The 18,936-nt window shown below is 56.4% G+C and carries 15 protein-coding genes and 1 tRNA gene; 10 read left to right on the forward strand and 6 right to left on the reverse strand.

All coding sequences use genetic code 11. The features are described from left to right. The first annotated feature begins 5 nt into the window (after positions 1-5). Complete coding sequence (locus tag ACLHDD_RS08730; RefSeq protein ID WP_427103788.1) at positions 6-836, forward strand: glycosyltransferase family 8 protein; 831 nt, start codon at positions 6-8, stop codon at positions 834-836. A gap of 42 nt (positions 837-878) precedes the next feature. On the opposite strand, the gene ACLHDD_RS08735 is transcribed toward ACLHDD_RS08730, so the two are convergent. Further along, positions 879-2,000, reverse strand: coding sequence for a Gfo/Idh/MocA family protein (locus ACLHDD_RS08735; protein WP_427103789.1), 1,122 nt, complete (start codon positions 1,998-2,000; stop codon positions 879-881). Positions 2,001-2,330: 330 nt separating this feature from the next. Between ACLHDD_RS08735 and ACLHDD_RS08740 the strand changes: the two genes are divergently transcribed. From ACLHDD_RS08740 to ACLHDD_RS08760, 5 genes are all read left to right on the forward strand, one after another. Next, positions 2,331-2,406, forward strand: a tRNA-Asn gene (locus ACLHDD_RS08740). Between the two features lie 358 nt (positions 2,407-2,764). Beyond that, positions 2,765-4,216 carry a circularly permuted type 2 ATP-grasp protein gene (locus ACLHDD_RS08745; protein WP_427103790.1) on the forward strand — a complete coding sequence of 484 codons (1,452 nt, stop codon included), beginning with the start codon at positions 2,765-2,767 and terminating at the stop codon, positions 4,214-4,216. Then, positions 4,210-5,151, forward strand: coding sequence for an alpha-E domain-containing protein (locus ACLHDD_RS08750; protein WP_427103791.1), 942 nt, complete (start codon positions 4,210-4,212; stop codon positions 5,149-5,151). The genes ACLHDD_RS08745 and ACLHDD_RS08750 overlap by 7 nt, the downstream gene beginning before the upstream one ends. Then, positions 5,151-5,945 (forward strand): transglutaminase family protein, encoded by a 795-nt coding sequence (locus ACLHDD_RS08755; protein ID WP_427103792.1) that lies wholly within the window; start codon positions 5,151-5,153, stop codon positions 5,943-5,945. The genes ACLHDD_RS08750 and ACLHDD_RS08755 overlap by 1 nt, the downstream gene beginning before the upstream one ends. Positions 5,946-5,967: 22 nt before the next feature. After that, positions 5,968-6,699, forward strand: a complete 732-nt coding sequence (locus ACLHDD_RS08760) for a peptidase (RefSeq protein ID WP_427103793.1) — start codon at positions 5,968-5,970, stop codon at positions 6,697-6,699. A gap of 137 nt (positions 6,700-6,836) precedes the next feature. On the opposite strand, the gene katG is transcribed toward ACLHDD_RS08760, so the two are convergent. Together katG and ACLHDD_RS08770 are read right to left on the reverse strand one after the other, a co-directional pair. Further along, positions 6,837-9,056 carry a catalase/peroxidase HPI gene (gene katG, locus ACLHDD_RS08765; protein ID WP_427103794.1) on the reverse strand — a complete coding sequence of 740 codons (2,220 nt, stop codon included), beginning with the start codon at positions 9,054-9,056 and terminating at the stop codon, positions 6,837-6,839. A gap of 371 nt (positions 9,057-9,427) precedes the next feature. Continuing rightward, positions 9,428-10,450, reverse strand: coding sequence for an LLM class flavin-dependent oxidoreductase (locus ACLHDD_RS08770; RefSeq protein WP_427103795.1), 1,023 nt, complete (start codon positions 10,448-10,450; stop codon positions 9,428-9,430). A gap of 292 nt (positions 10,451-10,742) precedes the next feature. On the opposite strand from ACLHDD_RS08770, the gene ACLHDD_RS08775 reads away from it, so the two are divergent. From ACLHDD_RS08775 to ACLHDD_RS08785, 3 genes are all read left to right on the forward strand, one after another. After that, complete coding sequence (locus ACLHDD_RS08775; protein ID WP_427103796.1) at positions 10,743-11,516, forward strand: phosphate/phosphite/phosphonate ABC transporter substrate-binding protein; 774 nt, start codon at positions 10,743-10,745, stop codon at positions 11,514-11,516. 138 nt (positions 11,517-11,654) lie between these two features. After that, a complete protein-coding gene (locus tag ACLHDD_RS08780; protein ID WP_427103797.1) occupies positions 11,655-12,569 on the forward strand; it encodes a ketopantoate reductase family protein in 915 nt (304 codons plus the stop codon). A gap of 116 nt (positions 12,570-12,685) precedes the next feature. After that, the gene (locus tag ACLHDD_RS08785) at positions 12,686-13,747 is read left to right on the forward strand and encodes a LacI family DNA-binding transcriptional regulator (RefSeq protein ID WP_427103798.1); all 1,062 of its coding nucleotides are present in this window, start codon (positions 12,686-12,688) and stop codon (positions 13,745-13,747) included. 104 nt (positions 13,748-13,851) lie between these two features. On the opposite strand, the gene tmaR is transcribed toward ACLHDD_RS08785, so the two are convergent. The 3 genes from tmaR to dacD all read right to left on the reverse strand — a co-directional run bounded on the left by tmaR (position 13,852) and on the right by dacD (position 16,824). Continuing rightward, positions 13,852-14,178 carry a PTS system regulator TmaR gene (gene tmaR / locus ACLHDD_RS08790; RefSeq protein WP_004571340.1) on the reverse strand — a complete coding sequence of 109 codons (327 nt, stop codon included), beginning with the start codon at positions 14,176-14,178 and terminating at the stop codon, positions 13,852-13,854. 160 nt (positions 14,179-14,338) lie between these two features. Beyond that, entirely contained in the window at positions 14,339-15,397 is a 1,059-nt protein-coding gene (locus tag ACLHDD_RS08795) for an FUSC family protein (protein ID WP_427103799.1), read from the reverse strand. A 263-nt stretch (positions 15,398-15,660) separates the two neighbouring features. Next, positions 15,661-16,824, reverse strand: a complete 1,164-nt coding sequence (dacD, locus tag ACLHDD_RS08800; protein ID WP_427103800.1) for a serine-type D-Ala-D-Ala carboxypeptidase DacD — start codon at positions 16,822-16,824, stop codon at positions 15,661-15,663. A gap of 628 nt (positions 16,825-17,452) precedes the next feature. Here dacD and sbcB point away from each other — a divergent pair. After that, positions 17,453-18,880, forward strand: coding sequence for an exodeoxyribonuclease I (gene sbcB / locus ACLHDD_RS08805; protein WP_427103801.1), 1,428 nt, complete (start codon positions 17,453-17,455; stop codon positions 18,878-18,880). The last annotated feature ends 56 nt before the right edge of the window (positions 18,881-18,936 follow it).

The raw sequence follows: 18,936 nt of genomic DNA on the forward strand, positions 1-18,936 counted from the left end.
ACGCTATGTTTGCCTGGGTAACGCTGTTAACACAACCCGATTATCTGGTGGGCGTCAAAGCGCTGCACCGTTCACTGCAGCAGAGCCAGAGCGAGTGGCCGCTGGTGGTCATGACCACACACGCCATTCCTGAGGCTGACTGTCAGATTCTGCGAGATGCAGGCTGTGTGGTTAAGCCGGTCGAGCCGCTCTATCCGCGTGACGATCTGGCTCAGCATTACGCGTCAGCGCAGTTTGGTGAAGTCTGGACCAAGCTGCGTGCCTGGCAGCTCACCGATTATCAGCGTGTGGTGTTTCTGGATGCCGATATGCTGGTGCTGAAAAATATGGATGAGCTGTTTACCCTGGATCTCGGCGGGAATGTGCTGGCTGCCTGCCACGCCTGCCGCTGTAACCCGAATAAAATCGCCTCTTATCCGCCGGAGTGGCAGCCCGAGCAGTGTCACTATACCTGGCAGGCCCGCGGTGAAACCGCGCCTGCGGAGCTGGACATCTATCTGAATGGTGGTTTTCTGGTGCTTGAGCCGGACAACGCGATGTTCGATATGCTGGAAAAGCGTATCGCCGCCATTGACGATCTCAGCGCCTATCCTTTCTCCGAGCAGGATCTGCTGAATGAAGTTTTTGCCGGACGCTGGAAACCGCTCTCTTATATCTACAACGCGTTAAAAACCCTGCCGTTCCAGCACAGCGGCCTCTGGCAGGACAATCAGGTAAAGAACCTGCACTATATTCTGGCCAAGCCGTGGAAACGCGACCTCAACCAGCCTGAAAGTCAGCGCGATCGCTTTTATGCGCTCGACAGGCTGTGGTGGGAAAAAAGCGGCCTGATCTGATACACACGGGCGGGAAGCACGGGTTTCCCGCCCTGCCCGCGATTAAACCCTCATCCAGCGGCGCTGCTCCGCCGAATGCGCAATCGCTTCCAGCACCTTCTGTACCTGTAACCCCTCCGCAAAATCGGGCCACATCCGATCGCCAGCCGCAATCCCGTTAATCAGGTCGCGAATCTCAACGGTTTTCTGATCGTTAAAGCCAATACCGTGGCCGGCGGAGACGCAGAAGCTGGCGTAGTCCGGGTGAGCGGGTCCGGTCAGCAGGGTTTTAAATCCCTGCCGACCCGCAGGTTCATCATGCAGATAGAGTTCCAGCTCGGCCATGCGCTCCTGCGTATAGCGCAGCGTGCCTTTGGTGCCGGTCACGACATACGTCAGGCCCATTTTTGCGCCACAGGCAATACGAGAGGTTTCAATCACCCCATGCGCACCGTTGCTGAACCGCAGCAGCGCGCTGGCCTGATCCTCATTTTCCACCGGCAGTTGCTGTGCGGGCGCTTTCGGGTCCGGCCGCGAGGTGATGACCGTCATCATATCGCCACTCACCTCTGTAATTTCCCCCACCAGATAATGCGCCATATTCACAATATGCGCGGCGAGATCGCCCAGCGCACCGAGTCCCGCCAGCGCTTTCTGGCAGTGCCAGTCACGCGGCGTTTCTGCGCAGGCAAGATAGTCTTCATTATGGGTACCGTAGAAGTGCACCACCTCACCGATCTCGCCACCGGCAATAATCTCTTTCGCCAGCTGGCTGGTCGGGTTTTTCATGTAGTTAAAGCCGACCAGGGTTTTGACACCTGCGGCCTGTGCGGCTGCCACCATCTCCTGTGCATCCGCCACGCTTAATGAGAGCGGCTTTTCTGAATAGACATGCTTGCCGTGACGTATCGCTTCCAGCGCCATCTCTTTGTGCAGGAAGTTGGGCGCGCAGATGTCGACCACATCAATGGCCGGATCGCTGACCAGCGCACGCCAGTCCCCTGTGGAGCGTGCGAAACCAAAGGTTGCTGCCTGACGGGCCGCCAGCTCAGGATTCACCTCGGCCAGCATCTCCCGGACGATTTCGCCTTTCAGCGCAAACACGGTTGGCGCCTGCGCATAGGCAATGGCGTGGCAACGTCCGATATAGCCGCTGCCGATCATGCCGATTCTGACTTTGTTCATTTCAGCTCCGAAATTCAGTTCAGGGATGAAATGAAATCTACGTTTCGGTTTTGCGGCTGACAAAGCCGGAAATAACAGTTTGTGACGGCAGTAAAAAACTATTCGTTAAAATCACGCCTGATGCCGTCTGACAAGCGCTATCCCCTGCCAGAACCCCTCATAAACACCTCAGTTTTGATGGCGGTTTCAGCGGCCTCTTCCGCCTGCGGAGGCACGTTTTCGCCATCTGACACAGCAAAGTGGCGACTATTTCAGCAGTCAGAAAGATTTATGAAAAAGAGCTTTGACATGGCCGGGCGCGGCCGTTACTATGCGCCCCGTTCAAACGATTCCTCTGTAGTTCAGTCGGTAGAACGGCGGACTGTTAATCCGTATGTCACTGGTTCGAGTCCAGTCAGAGGAGCCAGATTCAAGAAACCCGCTCAGGGAAACCTGAGCGGGTTTTTTACGTTTACTCTGTCTGAAAATCGCCCGCCTGTTCTCAATCAGGCAATTCCAGTAAACATCCCTGTCAAAACCACGGTGTCAGTAGTGACTCGCCTGTTTCACATCATCCAGGGCGCCTCATCAGCGATCATTTTTCCTTCCGATGGACGCTTTCTGCCCTCTTTTAACCCAACCCGCAGGCGGATCGCACCCAATTGAGGCAAGACGCCCTCATCAGCCCTGATTTTCAGCCTATTTTGCACGCTGGCACACTTTATGCCTGAGCTTTATGGCTAGTGAACGATTCAATTACAGCCTGCTCAGTTTGTGAGGTGATGATGATCAAGATTGACCTTTCCGATTCACCCTTTTTTGATGAAATGCTGACGGCTGAAGGCAAACATCGCAGCCACTATCAGGATTACTGGCAATGGTTGCAGCAGGCCGATCAACAGGCAGTCCAGCGTAAAAAAGAGGAAGCGGCGCTGTTGTTTCACCGGGTGGGGATTACCTTTAACGTTTATGGCGAAGATGATGTTGCGGAACGCCTGATCCCGTTCGACAGCGTGCCACGTATTATTCCGGCAGGCGAATGGCAGATGCTTGACCGCGGGATCCGCCAGCGGGTTCTGGCACTGAATGCTTTTCTGCATGATATTTATCATGACCAGAAAATCCTGAAAGCAGGCATTGTGCCCGCCGGACAGGTGCTGGCCAACGATCAGTATCAGCCCTGCATGCAGGGCATCAACCTTCATCGGGACACTTACGCCCACATTGCCGGAACGGACATGGTACGGGGCGGAGATGGCGAATATTACGTGCTGGAAGACAACCTGCGAACGCCATCCGGGGTTTCTTACATGATGGAAAACCGCAAAATGATGATGCGGTTATATCCCGAACTGTTCGCCGGACAGCGCATCGCGCCGGTTTCACGCTACCCTTCCCATTTACTGCAAACCCTGCGCGAAAGCACGACCGTCAATGATCCCACGGTCGTCGTGCTGACGCCAGGCCGTTTTAACAGTGCCTATTTCGAGCACAGTTTCCTTGCACAGCAAATGGGCGTTGAACTGGTTGAGAGTGTCGATCTGTTTGTGAAAGATGGTGCAGTGTTTATGCGCACAACAGCTGGCCCCTGCAAAATTGATGTGATCTATCGACGTATTGACGACGCCTTTCTCGACCCGCTGGCGTTCCGCGCCGATTCCATGCTAGGAGTGCCTGGCCTACTCTCGGTCTACCGATCGGGTGGCGTGGTGCTGGCGAATGCGATCGGAACCGGCGTGGCAGACGATAAATCCATTTACCCCTACGTGCCGGAGATGATCCGCTACTATCTGGCGGAAGATCCCATCCTGAACAACGTGCCGACATGGCAATGCCGCAAGGAAAGCGATCTCTCCTTCGTGCTGGCGAACCTGGAAAAAATGGTCGTAAAAGAGGTTCATGGTGCCGGTGGTTACGGCATGCTGATTGGCCCCTCGGCCAGCAAGGCGGAAATTGAACGCTTCCGCGACCTCCTGCGCGCCCGGCCAGAGAACTACATCGCGCAGGAAACCCTGGCGCTTTCCACCTGCCCGACGTTTGTTGGCAACGGCCTTGCGCCTCGTCATATCGATCTGCGCCCCTTTGCGCTGACCGGTGCCGAAATTCGACTGGTCCCTGGAGGATTAACCCGCGTAGCGCTGGAAGAAGGCTCGCTGGTGGTCAATTCCTCTCAGGGCGGCGGAACCAAAGATACCTGGGTACTGGAAGAAAATTCGATGGAGAATGACGCATGCTAAGCCGAACAGCCAGCGAACTCTACTGGATGGCGCGTTATCTGGAACGCGCCGAGACGATTGCCCGCCTGCTGGATGTCACCAATAAGCTCTCGATGATGTCGATCCGGGATGTCCACGCACGCGATGAAAACAATGATTTACTGGTACCACTAACCATGACCGGCACGCGGCGACTGTTCGACGAACATTATCCGCAGGTGTCGATGAGTCATCTGCTTAACTTTTTCGCCCTGGACAGCTTCAATCACAGCAGCATTTTCAGTTGCCTGCAAATGGCCTGGCAAAATGCGCATGCCGTACGCGGCAGTCTCTCTTCTGAAGTCTGGGAAAGCATCAATGCTACCTGGATAGAGATGAAACTGATCCGCCGTCAGGGGGTCGGTTCTGCCGGTGCGGATGCCTTTTTCGACTGGGTCAAAGAGCGATCACACCTGTTTCGGGGTGCGATGTTTGGCACTCTGCTGCGCAGTGATGCACAGAACTTCATCCGTCTGGGTACGCTGCTTGAACGCGCAGACAGCACTGCGCGCCTGCTGGATGCTAAGAACCAGCTTCTGAATGCCGATGACGATCCGGTCCGTGAATATTACCGCATGGATACGCTGCTGCGTGCGGTCAGCGCCCGCGAGGCGTTCCACACGCTCTATAAGCAACAAATCAGCCAGAAGCATATTGCCGAACTGCTGATACTGCGCCGGGAGTTACCGCGATCCCTGCTTTCCTGCATCGAAATCATGGCCGGACAGCTGGAGGAGATCGGCGGCGCAACGGGTAATCTGCCCCGGCGTCAGGTTCATACTCTTCATGCTCAGCTGCGTTTCACTGACATGGATGAAATCGCAGAGAAGGGGCTCAGCCCCTGGCTGATGCAGTTTCTGGCGCAGACCAATGCCATCGCTGAAAGCATTCATCAAACCTATCTGGAGGCGCAATAATGAAACTGAACGTGACGCATCAGACGCATTACAGCTATGCGCAACAGGTGAAACACAGTACCCAGTACCTCCGCCTCACACCGCAGGATTCCAGCCATCAGACGATTTTATCTTGGGATTTGTCTCTACCGGAATATGCCACACGAACGCTGGATGCTTACGGCAATGTGCTGCATGTTCTGACACTCGATCAGCCGCATCAGGCGATCACCATTGTCGCCAACGGCGTGGTCGAAATCGAAGACAACATGGAGGATGATAACTGTGGCCCTCTTTCGCCGCTGGTGTTTTTGCGCACCAGTCCGCTGACCCGGGCTGATGGTGCCATCCGCGATTTTGCCAGCCACTATTATCGTCCCCAGGCGCAGCATGAAAGTCTGTGCAGCCTGATGGGCGAACTGCTGGCGAAAATGCCCTACACGCCTGGCAGCACGTCGGTTAAGGACAGCGCGTCTGACGCCTTTTCAGCACAAACGGGGGTATGTCAGGACCACACTCACGTTTTCCTGGCCTGCTGTCGCAGCCTGGGCATTCCGGCACGATACGTCAGTGGTTATCTTTACACAGCCGACTCGGCGCATGTGGCTATGCATGCGTGGGCAGAAGCCTGGCTGGATGATCGGTGGCAGAGCTTCGATGTCACCAATAATACCTGCAAACCGAATCAACATTTGAAACTGGCTGTGGGCATCGATTATCTTGATGCCTGCCCGGTTCGCGGTAGCCGGTTAGGTGGAGGAAGCGAAGAGATGCGCACCGTCGCTGCCGTTGCCATGCTTGATGTTCCGCAATGATCCTGAATATCTGAGGAAGCCTATGACTTACTGTGTGGCTATGCGCTTGTCCTCTGGTCTGGTGTTTGTTTCAGATTCACGCACCAATGCCGGAGTGGACCATATCTCCACCTTCCGTAAACTGCATGTTTTTCATCAGAGTGATGAACGCGTGCTGGTGATCCAGAGTGCCGGAAACCTGGCAACCACACAGAGCATTATCAGTCTGCTGCATCGTCGCTGCGCAGACGATGAGCGTGAAAATCTGCTTAACGTCACCTCTCTTTACGATGCCGCCAGCCTGCTGGGTGAAACGGTTCGTGAGGTCATTGCACGGGACAGCGGCACCAATCAGGGGGGCAATACTGATTTCAGCTGCAATCTGCTGCTGGGTGGACAGATCAAAGGAGAAGGGCTGCGGTTGTTTCATATTTATCCACAGGGGAATTTCATCGAGGCCACGCACGACACGCCCTACTTTCAGATCGGTGAAAGTAAATATGGTAAGCCGATAATTGATCGCGTGCTGAACTACGACACTGCGCTGGAGCAGGCGATGCAATGTGCGCTGATTTCGATGGACTCCACACTGCGCAGCAATCTTTCCGTTGGCCTGCCGCTGGATGTGATGATCTATCCCACAGAGAGTTTCAGCACGGCGCAACAGCACCGTATCACCGAAACACATCCCTATTTCGACATGATCCGTAAAGGCTGGGGCGAAGGCCTCCTGAGCATTTTTGCGCAGTTGCCGCCGCTGACATTAGACGAGTAATACTCTGCCCGATCGGGTCCGGGAAAAAGGGATATCGGACCTGCCATCAAAATACGCAAAAAACTGCACCCTACTCCGCTGGCATGCCAGCGTTTGGGGTGCAGTCGCCTGTCAGACGGGTTCAGCCTTCAGAGCAATCAGAGATCGAAACGATCCAGATTCATCACTTTGGTCCAGGCAGCCACGAAGTCTCTGACAAATTTTTCACGCGCATCGCTGCTGGCGTAGACTTCCGCCGAGGCGCGTAACACCGCGTTGGAACCAAACACCAGATCGGCACGGGTGGCGGTAAAGCGGGTTTCGCCGCTGACGCGATCGCGACCCACGAAAGCTTCATTCCGGCTATCGGCGGCCTTCCACTCGGTGCGCATATCCAGCAGATTTACGAAGAAATCCGTGTTCAGCGTGCCGACCTGCTGCGTGAAGATACCGTGCTGGCTGCCATCGAAGTTAGCGCCCAGCGCACGCATGCCGCCCACCAGCACCGTCAATTCCGGTACGGTCAGCGTCAGCTGCTGCGCTTTGTCGATCAGCAGGCTTTCGGTCGTGGTTTTGCCGAAACCAGTGCCGTAATTGCGGAAGCCGTCTGCACGCGGTTTCAGCAGGTTGAACGACTCAACGTCGGTCTGATCCTGACGCGCATCCACCCGGCCAGGGGTAAAGGGCACATCAAGGGATACGCCTGCCGCTTTCGCCGCCTGCTCCACACCCACTACACCCGCCAGCACGATTACATCCGCCAGTGAAGCTTTGTGAGCGTCGCGCTGAATGGCTTCCAGCGTCGGCAGCACGCGCGCGGCGACGGCATTGACGTCCCATTCGCGCTGCGGCAGCAGGGCCAGACGCGCGCCGTTGGCACCGCCACGTTTGTCACCGCCACGGAAGGTCGAGGCCGACGCCCAGGCCACCGACACCAGCTCGCTGACGCTCAGGCCGGAGGCGGCAATCTTCTCTTTCAGCTGTGCAATGTCCGCAACGGTCGGATGGAACACTGGTGCAGGCAGCGGATCCTGCCAGATCAGATCTTCCTGCGGCACTTCAGGTCCGATGTAGCGCGCTTTCGGCCCCATATCACGGTGAGTCAGCTTGAACCACGCACGGGCAAAGGCTTCGTTAAACGCCTGCGGATCGTTGAGGAAACGACGCGAAATCTTTTCGAACTCCGGATCAAAACGCAGTGTCAGATCGGTAACCAGCATGGTGGGCTTGTGTTTCTTCGCGCTGTCGAAGGCATCCGGAATGATTTCCGGTGCATCTGCGGCGACAAACTGAATTGCCCCCGCCGGGCTGCGCGTCTGAACCCACTCATATTTGAACAGGTTTTCGAAAAAGTAATTGCTCCACTGAGTTGGTGTCTGCGACCAGATGACTTCCAGACCGGATGTGATGGCATCGGGACCGACACCGCTGCCGTGGCTGCTCACCCAGCCCAGCCCCTGCGCTTCGATAGGTGCCGTTTCCGGATCGACGCCAACGTGGCTGGCGGGTGCCGCACCGTGGGTTTTACCCAGCGTATGGCCGCCTGCAATCAGAGCTACGATCTCTTCATCGTTCATGCCCATATTGCCAAAGGTGGCGCGAATCGCCGGGGCAGCCGAGGCAGGATCGCCGCTGTGTTCCGGCCCTTCCGGATTGACATAAATCAGACCCATTTCAGTGGCACCCAATGGCGACTGAGCAAGGGCTTCGGGATGACGATGTTCCAGCCAGGCGGCTTCTTCGCCCCAGTTAACATCCATATCCGGTTCCCAGACATCTTCCCGACCGGCACCAAAGCCGAAGGTGCGGAAGCCTGAGTTTTCCAGCGCGACGTTACCCGCCAGAATGTAGAGGTCGGCCCAGGAGATCTTCTGGCCATATTTTTGCTTGATGGGCCACAGCAGACGACGCGCTTTATCCAGACTGACGTTGTCCGGCCAGGAGTTTAACGGTGCAAAACGCTGCTGGCCACGACCTGAACCACCGCGTCCGTCAACGGATCGATAGGTTCCGGCGCTGTGCCAGGCCATGCGGATAAAGAGGCCGATATAGCTGCCCCAGTCGGCGGGCCACCACGCCTGTGACTCGGTGAGAAGCCCTTTGATGTCCGCCTTCAGCGCAGCATAATCGAGTTTTGCAAACTCTTTACGGTAATCGAAGGTTTCATCGAGCGGGTTGGAACGGGATGAATGCTGATTCAGCAGGTCAACACGGAGTTGATTTGGCCACCAGTCACGGTTCGTGGTGCCACCGCCCGGTGCCTGATTTGACTGCGCAGGCTTGCCTGCATGAAAGGGACATTTGCTCTCGGGCGCTTCGCGATCGGCTTCGGCGATAGGCTTTGCATCTTTTGCATCTTCATCAACGGAATTGCTCATGGTCACACCTCTTTTTTGTATTTTCATCGCTACTCTATAGAGGATTTTCAGGAACGCACACCTGTCTCATCCTATCTGTTTGATAGCTTTTACCTTTTTATGATGCTCATTCAAAAGCTGAAAACAATGAAAAGACGTCTGTCACCCTGTTGTTGGAGGCGAGCGAAGCGGCAGGCGCTCCCTGAGACTATTCTGACTGCCACGGTTTCACAACCCGCATCAGCTTTCCAGGGTCACAATTCGCTGGCGCGGTCACACTCATCCGGAATGCAGCCACTGACCGGGGGGCGGGAAATAAAAGAGCAAGCGTTAAAGCAAAAAGCGGGGTGAAGGAAAGCGCATCCGGCGTAAGCGGACGCGCTTTCAGAGCATTAACGCCAGCCAAGCTCCGGTGCGACATACTTGAGAATCGCCTCGATCACATGGGCGTTATAGGCGACGCCAAGCTGGTTCGGCACGGTAAGCAGCAGCGTATCGGCTTCGGCAATCGCCTCATCCTGCGCCAGTTGCTTAATCAACACCTCCGGCTCTGCGGCGTAGCTGCGGCCGAAGATGGCACGGGTTTTCTCATCAAGGAAGCCGACGGAATCCCGGTCGTTACCACTGCGGCCAAAATAAGCACGGTCCATATCATTCACCAGCGCAAAGATGCTGCGACTGACCGACACCCGCGGCGTATGCTGATGCCCTGCTGCTTTCCAGGCTTCACGGTAGGCGCGAATCTGCTTCGCCTGCTGGATATGGAACGGCTCGCCGGTTTCGTCATCTTTCAGGGTGGAACTTTGCAGATTCATTCCCATTTTTGCGGCCCATACAGCGGTAGCATTAGAGCCGGAGCCCCACCAGATACGGTCGCGCAGACCTTCCGATAGTGGCTCAGGGCGCAGCAATCCCGGTGGATTCGGGAACATTGGCTGTGGATTCGGCTTAGCGAAGCCTTCACCGCGCAGGACCTCCAGAAACTCTTCGGTGTGACGACGGCCCATATCCGCATCGCTCTCACCCGCTTTGGGCTCGAAGCCAAAATAGCGCCAGCCATCGATAACCTGCTCGGGGGAGCCGCGGCTCAGACCCAGCTGCAGACGACCGTTGGAGATCAAATCTGCCGCGCTGGCATCTTCCACCATATAGAGCGGGTTCTCGTAGCGCATATCAATGACGCCAGTGCCGATTTCAATCTTATGCGTGCGGGCTGCCACGGCGGCCAGCAGCGGAAACGGCGAGCTGAGCTGACGGGCAAAATGGTGAACGCGGAAGTAGGCACCATCTGCGCCCAGCTCTTCGGCGGCCACCGCTAAGTCGATCGACTGCAGCAGCACATCCTGCGCGGTTCGGGTGGCGGACTGCGACGACGGTGTCCAGTGACCAAAAGATAAGAAGCCAATATTTTTCATCTGTGTTTCTCCTGACGGGTCTGACATGCCCGCAAACAGAGGCAATTTCTGATAAGAAAAGATTACGCCTGTTATGCCGCTACTGATAGTCAATATCTTTCAGCGCCATATTCAGGATTTTCGACGTAGCGAGGCTGCGGCGTGGTCAGCCCCTGTTTTCCTGTGCGACTGCGGAATCTGCGCTACCCTCAGATCCATGTCCTGTGCCAGAAAGTCTGCGGCGGGCTTCATGCTGCGGATGGTCACGATCTGAGGGGTCATTGATAGCCGGACCCGCTCGGGGAGAACACCGATGCAACACCTGCTCGCGTTACCGATGTACACGATTCATCCACCCGCCACGCACCTCCTGATACAGTCAATAGTCGGCCTGCTGGCACAAAACGGCATCGGGGCGCACCCGGTCTGGCCCGACGATCTGCAGACGCACTGGCGGGATGACCGCCTGCTGCTGAGCCAGACCTGTGGTTATCCGCTGATGAGTCAGCTCCCAGAGGTCTTACTGGTCGGCGCTTTTCACTATCAGGCGCCAGGCTGCAGTGGACGTGATTATCGCAGCTGGCTGGTTGCGCGGGATCCCCGGGCGATGCTGACCGACTTTCATGGCCAGCGGGCGGTGGTGAACAGTCTGGATTCTCACTCCGGCTATAATGCGTTGCGCTGGATGGCGGCACGTCATGGCATCACCTTTTCCCGGCTTCTGCTGAGCGGCGGTCATCGTCAGTCACTGGCGGCGATACGGGAGTCGCGGGCAGATATCGCGGCTGTAGACTGCGTGAGCTGGGCGCTGCTGGCGCGCTATGCGCCGGAAGAACTGAACGGGCTGCATATCATCGGTGAAACACCCGCTGCGCCGGGGTTACCACTGATCACGTCCGCCCGGACCTCAGCAACACAGCGGGAGACGTTGTGTGCCGTCCTGCATCAGCTGGTCAGCGATCCCGTCTGGCAGCGCGTCTGCGACGCCAGCCTGATAAGCGGATTCAGCCCGGTGCAGCGTCAGGACTATCAGTGCGTACTGACGTGGGAGCAGCAGGCTGCCGTGCAGGGCGTGCCCCGTCTGTAACCTGCCTGACTGTTTCTTCTGTTGTTCTTTTCTCTGCATACGCCTGCTCTGCTCGTCCCTTGCCGCTTCACGTGGTTAACGCTGGCAAGCCCGGTCACGGCGTTTTAAGGTAGAGGTTTTCAGCAAAGGAGGAATGAAATGCGTATTCTGATGGCAGGCGCTGGCGCGACCGGCGGATATTTCGGTGGCCGACTGGCTCAGGCAGGCCAGGACGTCACGTTTCTGGTGCGCGAGCGGCGTTATCAGCAGCTTCAGACTCATGGTCTGGTATTACAGACGCCTCAGGGCACGGAAACCTTGCAGCCGCAACTGGTTCAGGCCCGTAGCCTGACCGGCCACTATGACCTGATTATCGTAACGGTCAAAAGTTTTGGCCTTGAACAGGTCATGGATGATATTGCGCCTGCGGTCGGACCCGAGACGCTGATCATGCCGATTCTCAACGGAATGCGGCACATCGCCACGCTACAACAGCGTTTTGGCGAAGATAACGTCATTGGCGGGCTGTGCAAAATCAACGCCACGCTGGGTGAGCATGGCGAAGTGATCCAGATGACGCCGCTGCATCAGATCTATTATGGCGCACTGGATGGCAACAACGATGAACGGCTGCAGCGGGTTGATGCGGCGCTGCGCGATGCGGGTGTCGACAGCCGTTTCAGCGATGACATCATGGCTGAGCTATGGGAGAAGTGGCTGCTGCTCAGCACGCTCGGTGCGGTCTGCTGCCTGGCACGGGGCGATACCCGACAGATTCTCACCTCGCGGGGTGGCGAAGCCCTGCTACAGGCCATTTTTGCTGAAATTCTGAGCGTGATTACTGCCGAAGGCTATCAGCCGCGTCCGGCAGCGACCGCCCGCATTTTTGAACTGTTAAACAACCCGGCGACGCCGATGACCTCGTCTATGTACCGCGATCTCACCCAGGGCTATGATATTGAAGCCGACCAGGTCATTGGCGATCTGCTGCTGCGGGCAAAACGTCACAGCCTCGTCACGCCCCTTCTGAATGCCGTGGATGTGAATCTGCAGGTCTATCTGCAGCAGCGATAACGTCCCGGACCGGATGCGGTGGCGCATCCGGACTTGTGGCGGTAAAAGTCCGGCTTACAACAGCAGTGCAGCGGGAAAATTTGCTACACTCATCGCCTTATTTTTTGGAGAGTGCAATGACTTCCCGCTCTGTGACCCTCAATGATGTCGCTCAACTGGCTGGCGTGTCCTACCAGACCGTTTCACGTGTTTTAAATCGATCTCAACAGGTCTCTCTGCGCACGCGGGAAAAGGTTGAGGCGGCGATGCAACAGCTCAATTACGTGCCGAATCGTGTGGCGCAGCAGCTGGCGGGCAAGGCGACGCGCACGCTGGGTCTGGCCACCAGCAATCTGGCGCTGATGGCCCCTGCGCAAATCGCCTCGGCGATACAGCAGCGTGCCGCCTGCGCGGGGTATCATCTGGTCATTGCAATGGACAGCGGTAACGATGCGGCCGCTACCGTGAACGAACTGCTGGCGCAGCGGGTCGATGGGCTGCTGATTAACCTGCCGCTGGAGGCAGAGGCGGCACAGCAGATCCAGCTGCTCTGTGGCAGCAAACCAGTGCTGTTTCTGGATGTTGAACCTAAGGCTAACGTGGCGCAGTGTCAGTATCCCAACGAGTCCGGTGCACGAGCCGCCGTGGAGCATCTGGTGGCACTGGGTCATCGTCAGATTGGCCTGCTGAACGGGCCACAGCGGTCGGTGTCGGCCCGTCAGCGTGAGAACGCCTGGCGACAGGTGCTGGCTGAACATCAGTTAACGCCGCACTGTTCGCTGCGCGGTGACTGGAGTGCCCGATCCGGTTATCAGGCGCTGATGACACAGCTTCCCGCTAACCTGCCACAGGCGCTGCTGGTGGCGAACGACCAGATGGCACTGGGTGCAATGCGTGCGCTGCATCAGTATGGTGTGGCGATCCCGGGAGAGATTTCAGTGATTGGCTATGACGATACCGCCGAAAGCGCCTGGTATCAGCCGCCGCTGACTACGGTACGACAGGACCTGCATGCGCTGGGCGCACAAAGCGTCGAGCGGATGCTGGCCCGGTTGCAGGGCAAAGAGCCGGAAAACGATGCGCTGGAAACTACCCTGGTGATCCGCGAAACCACGGCTCCCCCGGGCGATAAGCAGGCTGATTTAACGGTGCTGTCGCAACAGCTTCAGAGCATTGCCCGCAGGCTGGCAGGCGAGTAAGCCTGCGCAATCTGCGTAGCGGCAGGCAATAAAAAACCCGCATCACCGGAGTGGATGCGGGTTCACATCAGACCGATCGCGCTTTCAGGCGCAACCGGCTGCCATCAGGCTTTCGGGTGTTCGCCCACGCCCATCGCTTTGATTTTTTTCGACAGCTCGCGGCGCTCTTTCGACAGGTCGGCGTTTTTGATGATGTACTCATCCACGCGATCTTCATAGTCAACACGCATGCTGGCGATGATTTCCTGAATGGCCTCAACGCTCATGCCCGGCTTGATATACTCGCTCAGGTTGTCCAGCAGCAGGACGCGCTTCTGGTTGTCGCGGATTTTTTTCTCGTTGTCGACAATTTCACGCTGCAGCTTGTTTTTGCGGCGGAACATACGTACGAACTCCAGTACGTCCTGAAATGATTGCTTGGCATTTTCCATGATGGCACCTTTCTTTGAGCCTGCTGACGCAGGGAGAGAGTCAAAACGATCAGCTTAGCGGCTAGCCCGCCAGGTAAGCAATTTTCACAGCTAAATTCAGACTGGCTCTTATCTTAGCGCAAAGAAACCCGGTTTCGCATTAAGTCATTGTCTGAGGTGATTATTTGCGCAGCGCCATCCGCATCAGATCGGTCATCCGCTCCAGCTGTTTCGCCAGTTCCAGCGTCAGCCAGACGTAACCGTAGATGGGCGTCTCCTCCAGTCCGTCGTTGCGCGCATCGGCGATCAGCCGCCGCAGTTCAGCGCTGATTTCGGTGAGTTCATGACTGTTCGCCCCGCCCTCATCGCTGATGCCCTCTATCGCCATCACTGACAGCGCCCGCAGCGTGTTCTCTGTGGTCTGCTGCATACGGCGAAGCGCGGGTGCGTTAAGCATAATCAGATGGCTATCACGCGAAGCCCACCAGGCATTAATCTGCATCTCAATGGTGTAAACCATATTACGGTTTATGGTCTGAATGGCTTCAAGCACCGACTTCGGGATGCGCGTCTCTTTGCTGGAAGGTTCCAGCAGTGCCCGCATTTTGATGACGCTGCTCAGCAGTTTGCCCAGCGGCTTGTTCAGACGCGGTTTTTCAACCAGGTTGGGCGAAAAACCGGCGTGATAGATTTTCGCCATGGCCGCCAGCGTATCTGAAAGCTGAATACGCCAGTGGGTATAGGCGCGCTGCGCCCAGATAGCAGTGAACAGCAGCGCCATCAGCGACCCCAGAATGACGTCGCCGCCACGCCACAGCGCAACGGTGAAATCGCCGGTCGGCGCCCCCACCACGACGCACAGGGTAATCCCGATTAACAGCGCCATATAGGGGTGTTTGCCCAGCGTCAGATAGCCGCTGATTACCATAATCAGGCCGCACCAGGCCAGCATTACCGGCATGGAGATCAACTCCAGCTTCAGCGCAATCAGGCCGGAGATAGAGCCTGCCACCGTGCCGCTGATGCGCTGCAGCGCCCGTGGAAAGACATTTCCCCAGGTCGAGATCGGTCCCATCACCACCACCAGCGTAATCAGCGGCCAGGTGCCTTCCGGGATCCCGGTGGCGCGGACAAAGATAAAGCAGAGTATAAAGGCGATGGCAATACGAACGCCGTGGACGGAACGGTAGTGGCGATAAAGCCAGAACTCCAGTGTTGAGATAGGCTTGTCAGAACGCAAAATGACTTTCCGGTTGCGGGATAACGATGGGGCTATCTTAACTCTGAATCAGGTGCAGACTCAGTCCTGCCGGTCAGTTTCAGATTCGTTTTGACGTTCCCTTACAATTATCAACATTCTCCTCACATCTCTGTGAGCAGGTTAAAACAATGACACACGGCTTTTTAACCTTCATCGGCTGTTGGTAACAGGCGCGACGCGTCTGGCGAAACGCAAAACGGACAGCCTGCTGGCTGCCCGTTCATGAACCGGATGTCGGCTAATCAGAACTTCTGCTTCAGATAGTCTGTCAGACGGGTAATCACGCCTGCCGGTTCGACTGCGCTGAGCGCCACCAGCGGATAGTGCGCAATTTCCTGATCTTTATCCATCACCTGAATTTCACCGATGACCTCATTAGCTTTCAGCGGCGCTTCCAGATCTTTGCGAGCGATAACATATTTCGCTTTCACATTCTGTACATCGCTTCGTGGCAGAGAAAGGTAGACATCCTCTGCCGTGCCCACATCGACCTGATGCGGATTGCCGTACCAGACGTTTTCGCTGCCAATTTTCTTACCGGCGTGGAACAGCTGGACGGTGTCAAAGGTGTTCTGCCCCCAGACCAGCAGCTTACGCGCCTGCTCTTCACGACCTTTGGCACTTTTTCCGCCCATCACGACGGCGATCAGGCGATGCTTGCCCACTACGTTTGAGGCGATGATGTTAAAGCCTGCAGTTTCGGTATGACCGGTCTTCAGTCCATCCACATGCAGATTATTGTCCCACAGCAGGCCATTGCGGTTGTTCTGGGTAATCCCGTTCCAGCTCAGCGTCTTTTCGCTATACATCGCGTAAAAGTCAGGCTCGCCATCAATGATGGCGCGTGACAGTTTCGCCATATCGAGCGCGCTGGAGTACTGGCCGGGTGCATCCAGACCATGAACCGTTTCAAAATGGGTGTTCTGCAGGCCGAGCTTTTCGACATAATGGTTCATCATGCCGACAAAATTCGCTTCGCTGCCCGCGACATAGTCAGCCAGCGCAACACAGGCGTCGTTACCGGAATCAATGATCACGCCGCGGCTTAAATCCCGGACGCTCAGCTTGTCGCCTGGCTTCAGAAACATCAGCGAGGAGCCTTTGAACACCGGATTGCCCGCCGCCCAGGCGTCTTTCCCGACGGTAACCATGTCATCGCGGCTGATTTTCTTCTGGTCGATGGCGCGATCCACCACATAGCCGGTCATCAGTTTGGTCAGGCTGGCAGGATTACGGCGTTCATCAGGATTACCTGCGGTCAGCACCTGGCCGGTCGTGGCATCCATCAGAACCCAGGACGCTGCATCAATCGCGGGAGGTGTAACAGGAAAGGAAATCGCCTCAGCTTGTGCCAGCGAGGTCCAGAAAACAGTAGCAGTAACGGTGAACAGCAGACGCCTTTTCAACACTTCATCCTTAATTGCACGGGAGAAAATTTCTAAAACGAAACGGAAACAGCCGCACGTTTTACGGCAAAAGCGTTGTGAAGGTTTGATTAAATTGAAAAAAATTATGAACCCGTCCGCAGGTTGTAATGCATGGTCGCGGGGTTACTGTCTGAATAATGCTGAAGCGTGTGGCTTACGCTCTGCAGCAGCGATACGGCATCAGCATAATATTTCCTGATGTAAGGGGTGGACTGCCCGTTATTTTGAATCGCACAGGCTTAATTCCGGCAGTCAGGAGAAAAGTACACGTCTCCGTCTCCGGATGGCTTCGTTGCACTCCCGGCATAACCTCAAAATAAACAGCATCGCGTTTCAGCTCAGGCAGGCGCAAAAGCCAGACAATCGGGTTCATGATCAGCACAGACGCTGACCACCGTGCCTGACGTTTCTGCCACACCGCAATATGGTTTACCATAGAGGTAGCTTCAGACGCCGCCCGGGCCGCTATACTGACGACACAACAGAATTTTCAGTCAGAAAATAATGTGTTCGCCCTGCGGCGCGCAACCCGATACAGAACGAACAGTGAGCCGTTCTATCGCACTCTGTTCATTAAGTCAGTGAATGCAATAAACGGATATGAAATTTGAATAACGACCGCGTACAGCCTACTTTCCTCTTCCACGATTATGAGACCTTTGGCACCAGTCCCTCACGTGACCGCCCTGCTCAGTTTGCTGGCCTGCGCACCGACAGCGAGTTCAATCCGGTAGGCGAGCCGGAGGTGTTCTACTGCCGTCTGCCTGATGACTATCTGCCACAGCCCGAAGCGGTCATGATTACGGGCATCACGCCACAGGTGGCGATGCGTCGCGGCATCAACGAAGCCGGGTTTGCTGAGCGTATCCACACGCTGTTCACCACGGAGCAGACCTGCGTGGTGGGCTATAACAATGTCCGTTTCGATGACGAAGTGACGCGCAATATTTTCTATCGCAACTTCTTCGATCCCTATGGCTGGAGCTGGCAAAACGGCAACTCGCGCTGGGACCTGCTGGACGTCATGCGCGCCTGCTACGCACTGCGCCCGGAAGGCATCAACTGGCCGGAAAATGAAGAGGGGTTTCCCAGCTTCCGGCTGGAGCATCTGACCAAAGCCAACGGTGTAGCGCATGAAAATGCGCATGATGCGATGTCCGATGTCTATGCCACGCTGGCGATGGCGAAGCTGGTGAAAGAGAAGCAGCCGAAGCTGTTTTCGTTTCTGTTTACGCATCGAAACAAAAACAAGCTAATGAACCTGATCGACATTCCGCAGATGAAACCCCTTGTTCACGTCTCCGGCATGTTCGGCGCGGCGCGCGGCAACACCAGCTGGATTGTGCCGCTGGCCTGGCATCCTGATAACCGCAATGCGCTGATCGTGGTCGATCTGGCGGGTGATATGTCGCCGCTGCTGCAACTGGATGCCGACACGCTGCGCGAGCGGCTTTACACGCCAAAAAATGATCTCGGCGATCTGCCTGCGGTGCCAGTGAAACTGGTGCATATCAATAAGTGCCCGGTGCTGGCCCCAGCCAGTACGCTGCGGCCGGAGGATGCGGCCCGGTTGAATATCGATCGTCAGCACTGCCTGGATAATCTGGCCCTGCTGCGTCAGCAGCCCGAGGTGCGGGAAAAACTGGTGACGCTGTTTGCCGAGGCCGAACCTTTCACGCCGTCAGACGACGTGGACACCCAGCTTTATGATGGTTTCTTCAGTGATGCCGACCGTGCCGGAATGAACATCATCCGGCAGACCGCGCCGGCTAACCTGCCTGCGCTGGATCTGAGTTTTGAGAGCGCACGGGTGGCGAAGCTGCTGTTCCGCTATCGCGCGCGCAACTTCCCCGGCACGCTGGATGATGCTGAGCAGCAGCGCTGGTTGCAGCACCGCCGCGAAGTGCTTAACGGCGATCGGGTACAGGCCTTTATGCAGGAGCTGGAGGCTCTGGCTAACCTGCATGAGGCAGACACTGAAAAGATGGGGCAGCTGAAGGCGCTCTATCTTTATGCTCAGGAGCTGGTTTCCTGATCCCCGGAACGCATCGACCCGGCCACCTGTGCCGGGTCTGACTCTCTTCTGTTGAA

The organism is Pantoea sp. NSTU24 (assembly GCF_050157905.1).
Taxonomy (GTDB): domain Bacteria; phylum Pseudomonadota; class Gammaproteobacteria; order Enterobacterales; family Enterobacteriaceae; genus Pantoea.

Bases quoted from the DNA above. Each gene is read 5' to 3' on its own strand.
- ACLHDD_RS08730 (WP_427103788.1), top strand. From the start codon at position 6: ATGTTTGCCTGGGTAACGCTGTTAACACAACCCGATTATCTGGTGGGC.
- ACLHDD_RS08735 (WP_427103789.1), bottom strand. From the start codon at position 2,000: ATGAACAAAGTCAGAATCGGCATGATCGGCAGCGGCTATATCGGACGT.
- ACLHDD_RS08745 (WP_427103790.1), top strand. From the start codon at position 2,765: ATGATCAAGATTGACCTTTCCGATTCACCCTTTTTTGATGAAATGCTG.
- ACLHDD_RS08750 (WP_427103791.1), top strand. From the start codon at position 4,210: ATGCTAAGCCGAACAGCCAGCGAACTCTACTGGATGGCGCGTTATCTG.
- ACLHDD_RS08755 (WP_427103792.1), top strand. From the start codon at position 5,151: ATGAAACTGAACGTGACGCATCAGACGCATTACAGCTATGCGCAACAG.
- ACLHDD_RS08760 (WP_427103793.1), top strand. From the start codon at position 5,968: ATGACTTACTGTGTGGCTATGCGCTTGTCCTCTGGTCTGGTGTTTGTT.
- katG (WP_427103794.1), bottom strand. From the start codon at position 9,056: ATGAGCAATTCCGTTGATGAAGATGCAAAAGATGCAAAGCCTATCGCC.
- ACLHDD_RS08770 (WP_427103795.1), bottom strand. From the start codon at position 10,450: ATGAAAAATATTGGCTTCTTATCTTTTGGTCACTGGACACCGTCGTCG.
- ACLHDD_RS08775 (WP_427103796.1), top strand. From the start codon at position 10,743: ATGCAACACCTGCTCGCGTTACCGATGTACACGATTCATCCACCCGCC.
- ACLHDD_RS08780 (WP_427103797.1), top strand. From the start codon at position 11,655: ATGCGTATTCTGATGGCAGGCGCTGGCGCGACCGGCGGATATTTCGGT.
- ACLHDD_RS08785 (WP_427103798.1), top strand. From the start codon at position 12,686: ATGACTTCCCGCTCTGTGACCCTCAATGATGTCGCTCAACTGGCTGGC.
- tmaR (WP_004571340.1), bottom strand. From the start codon at position 14,178: ATGGAAAATGCCAAGCAATCATTTCAGGACGTACTGGAGTTCGTACGT.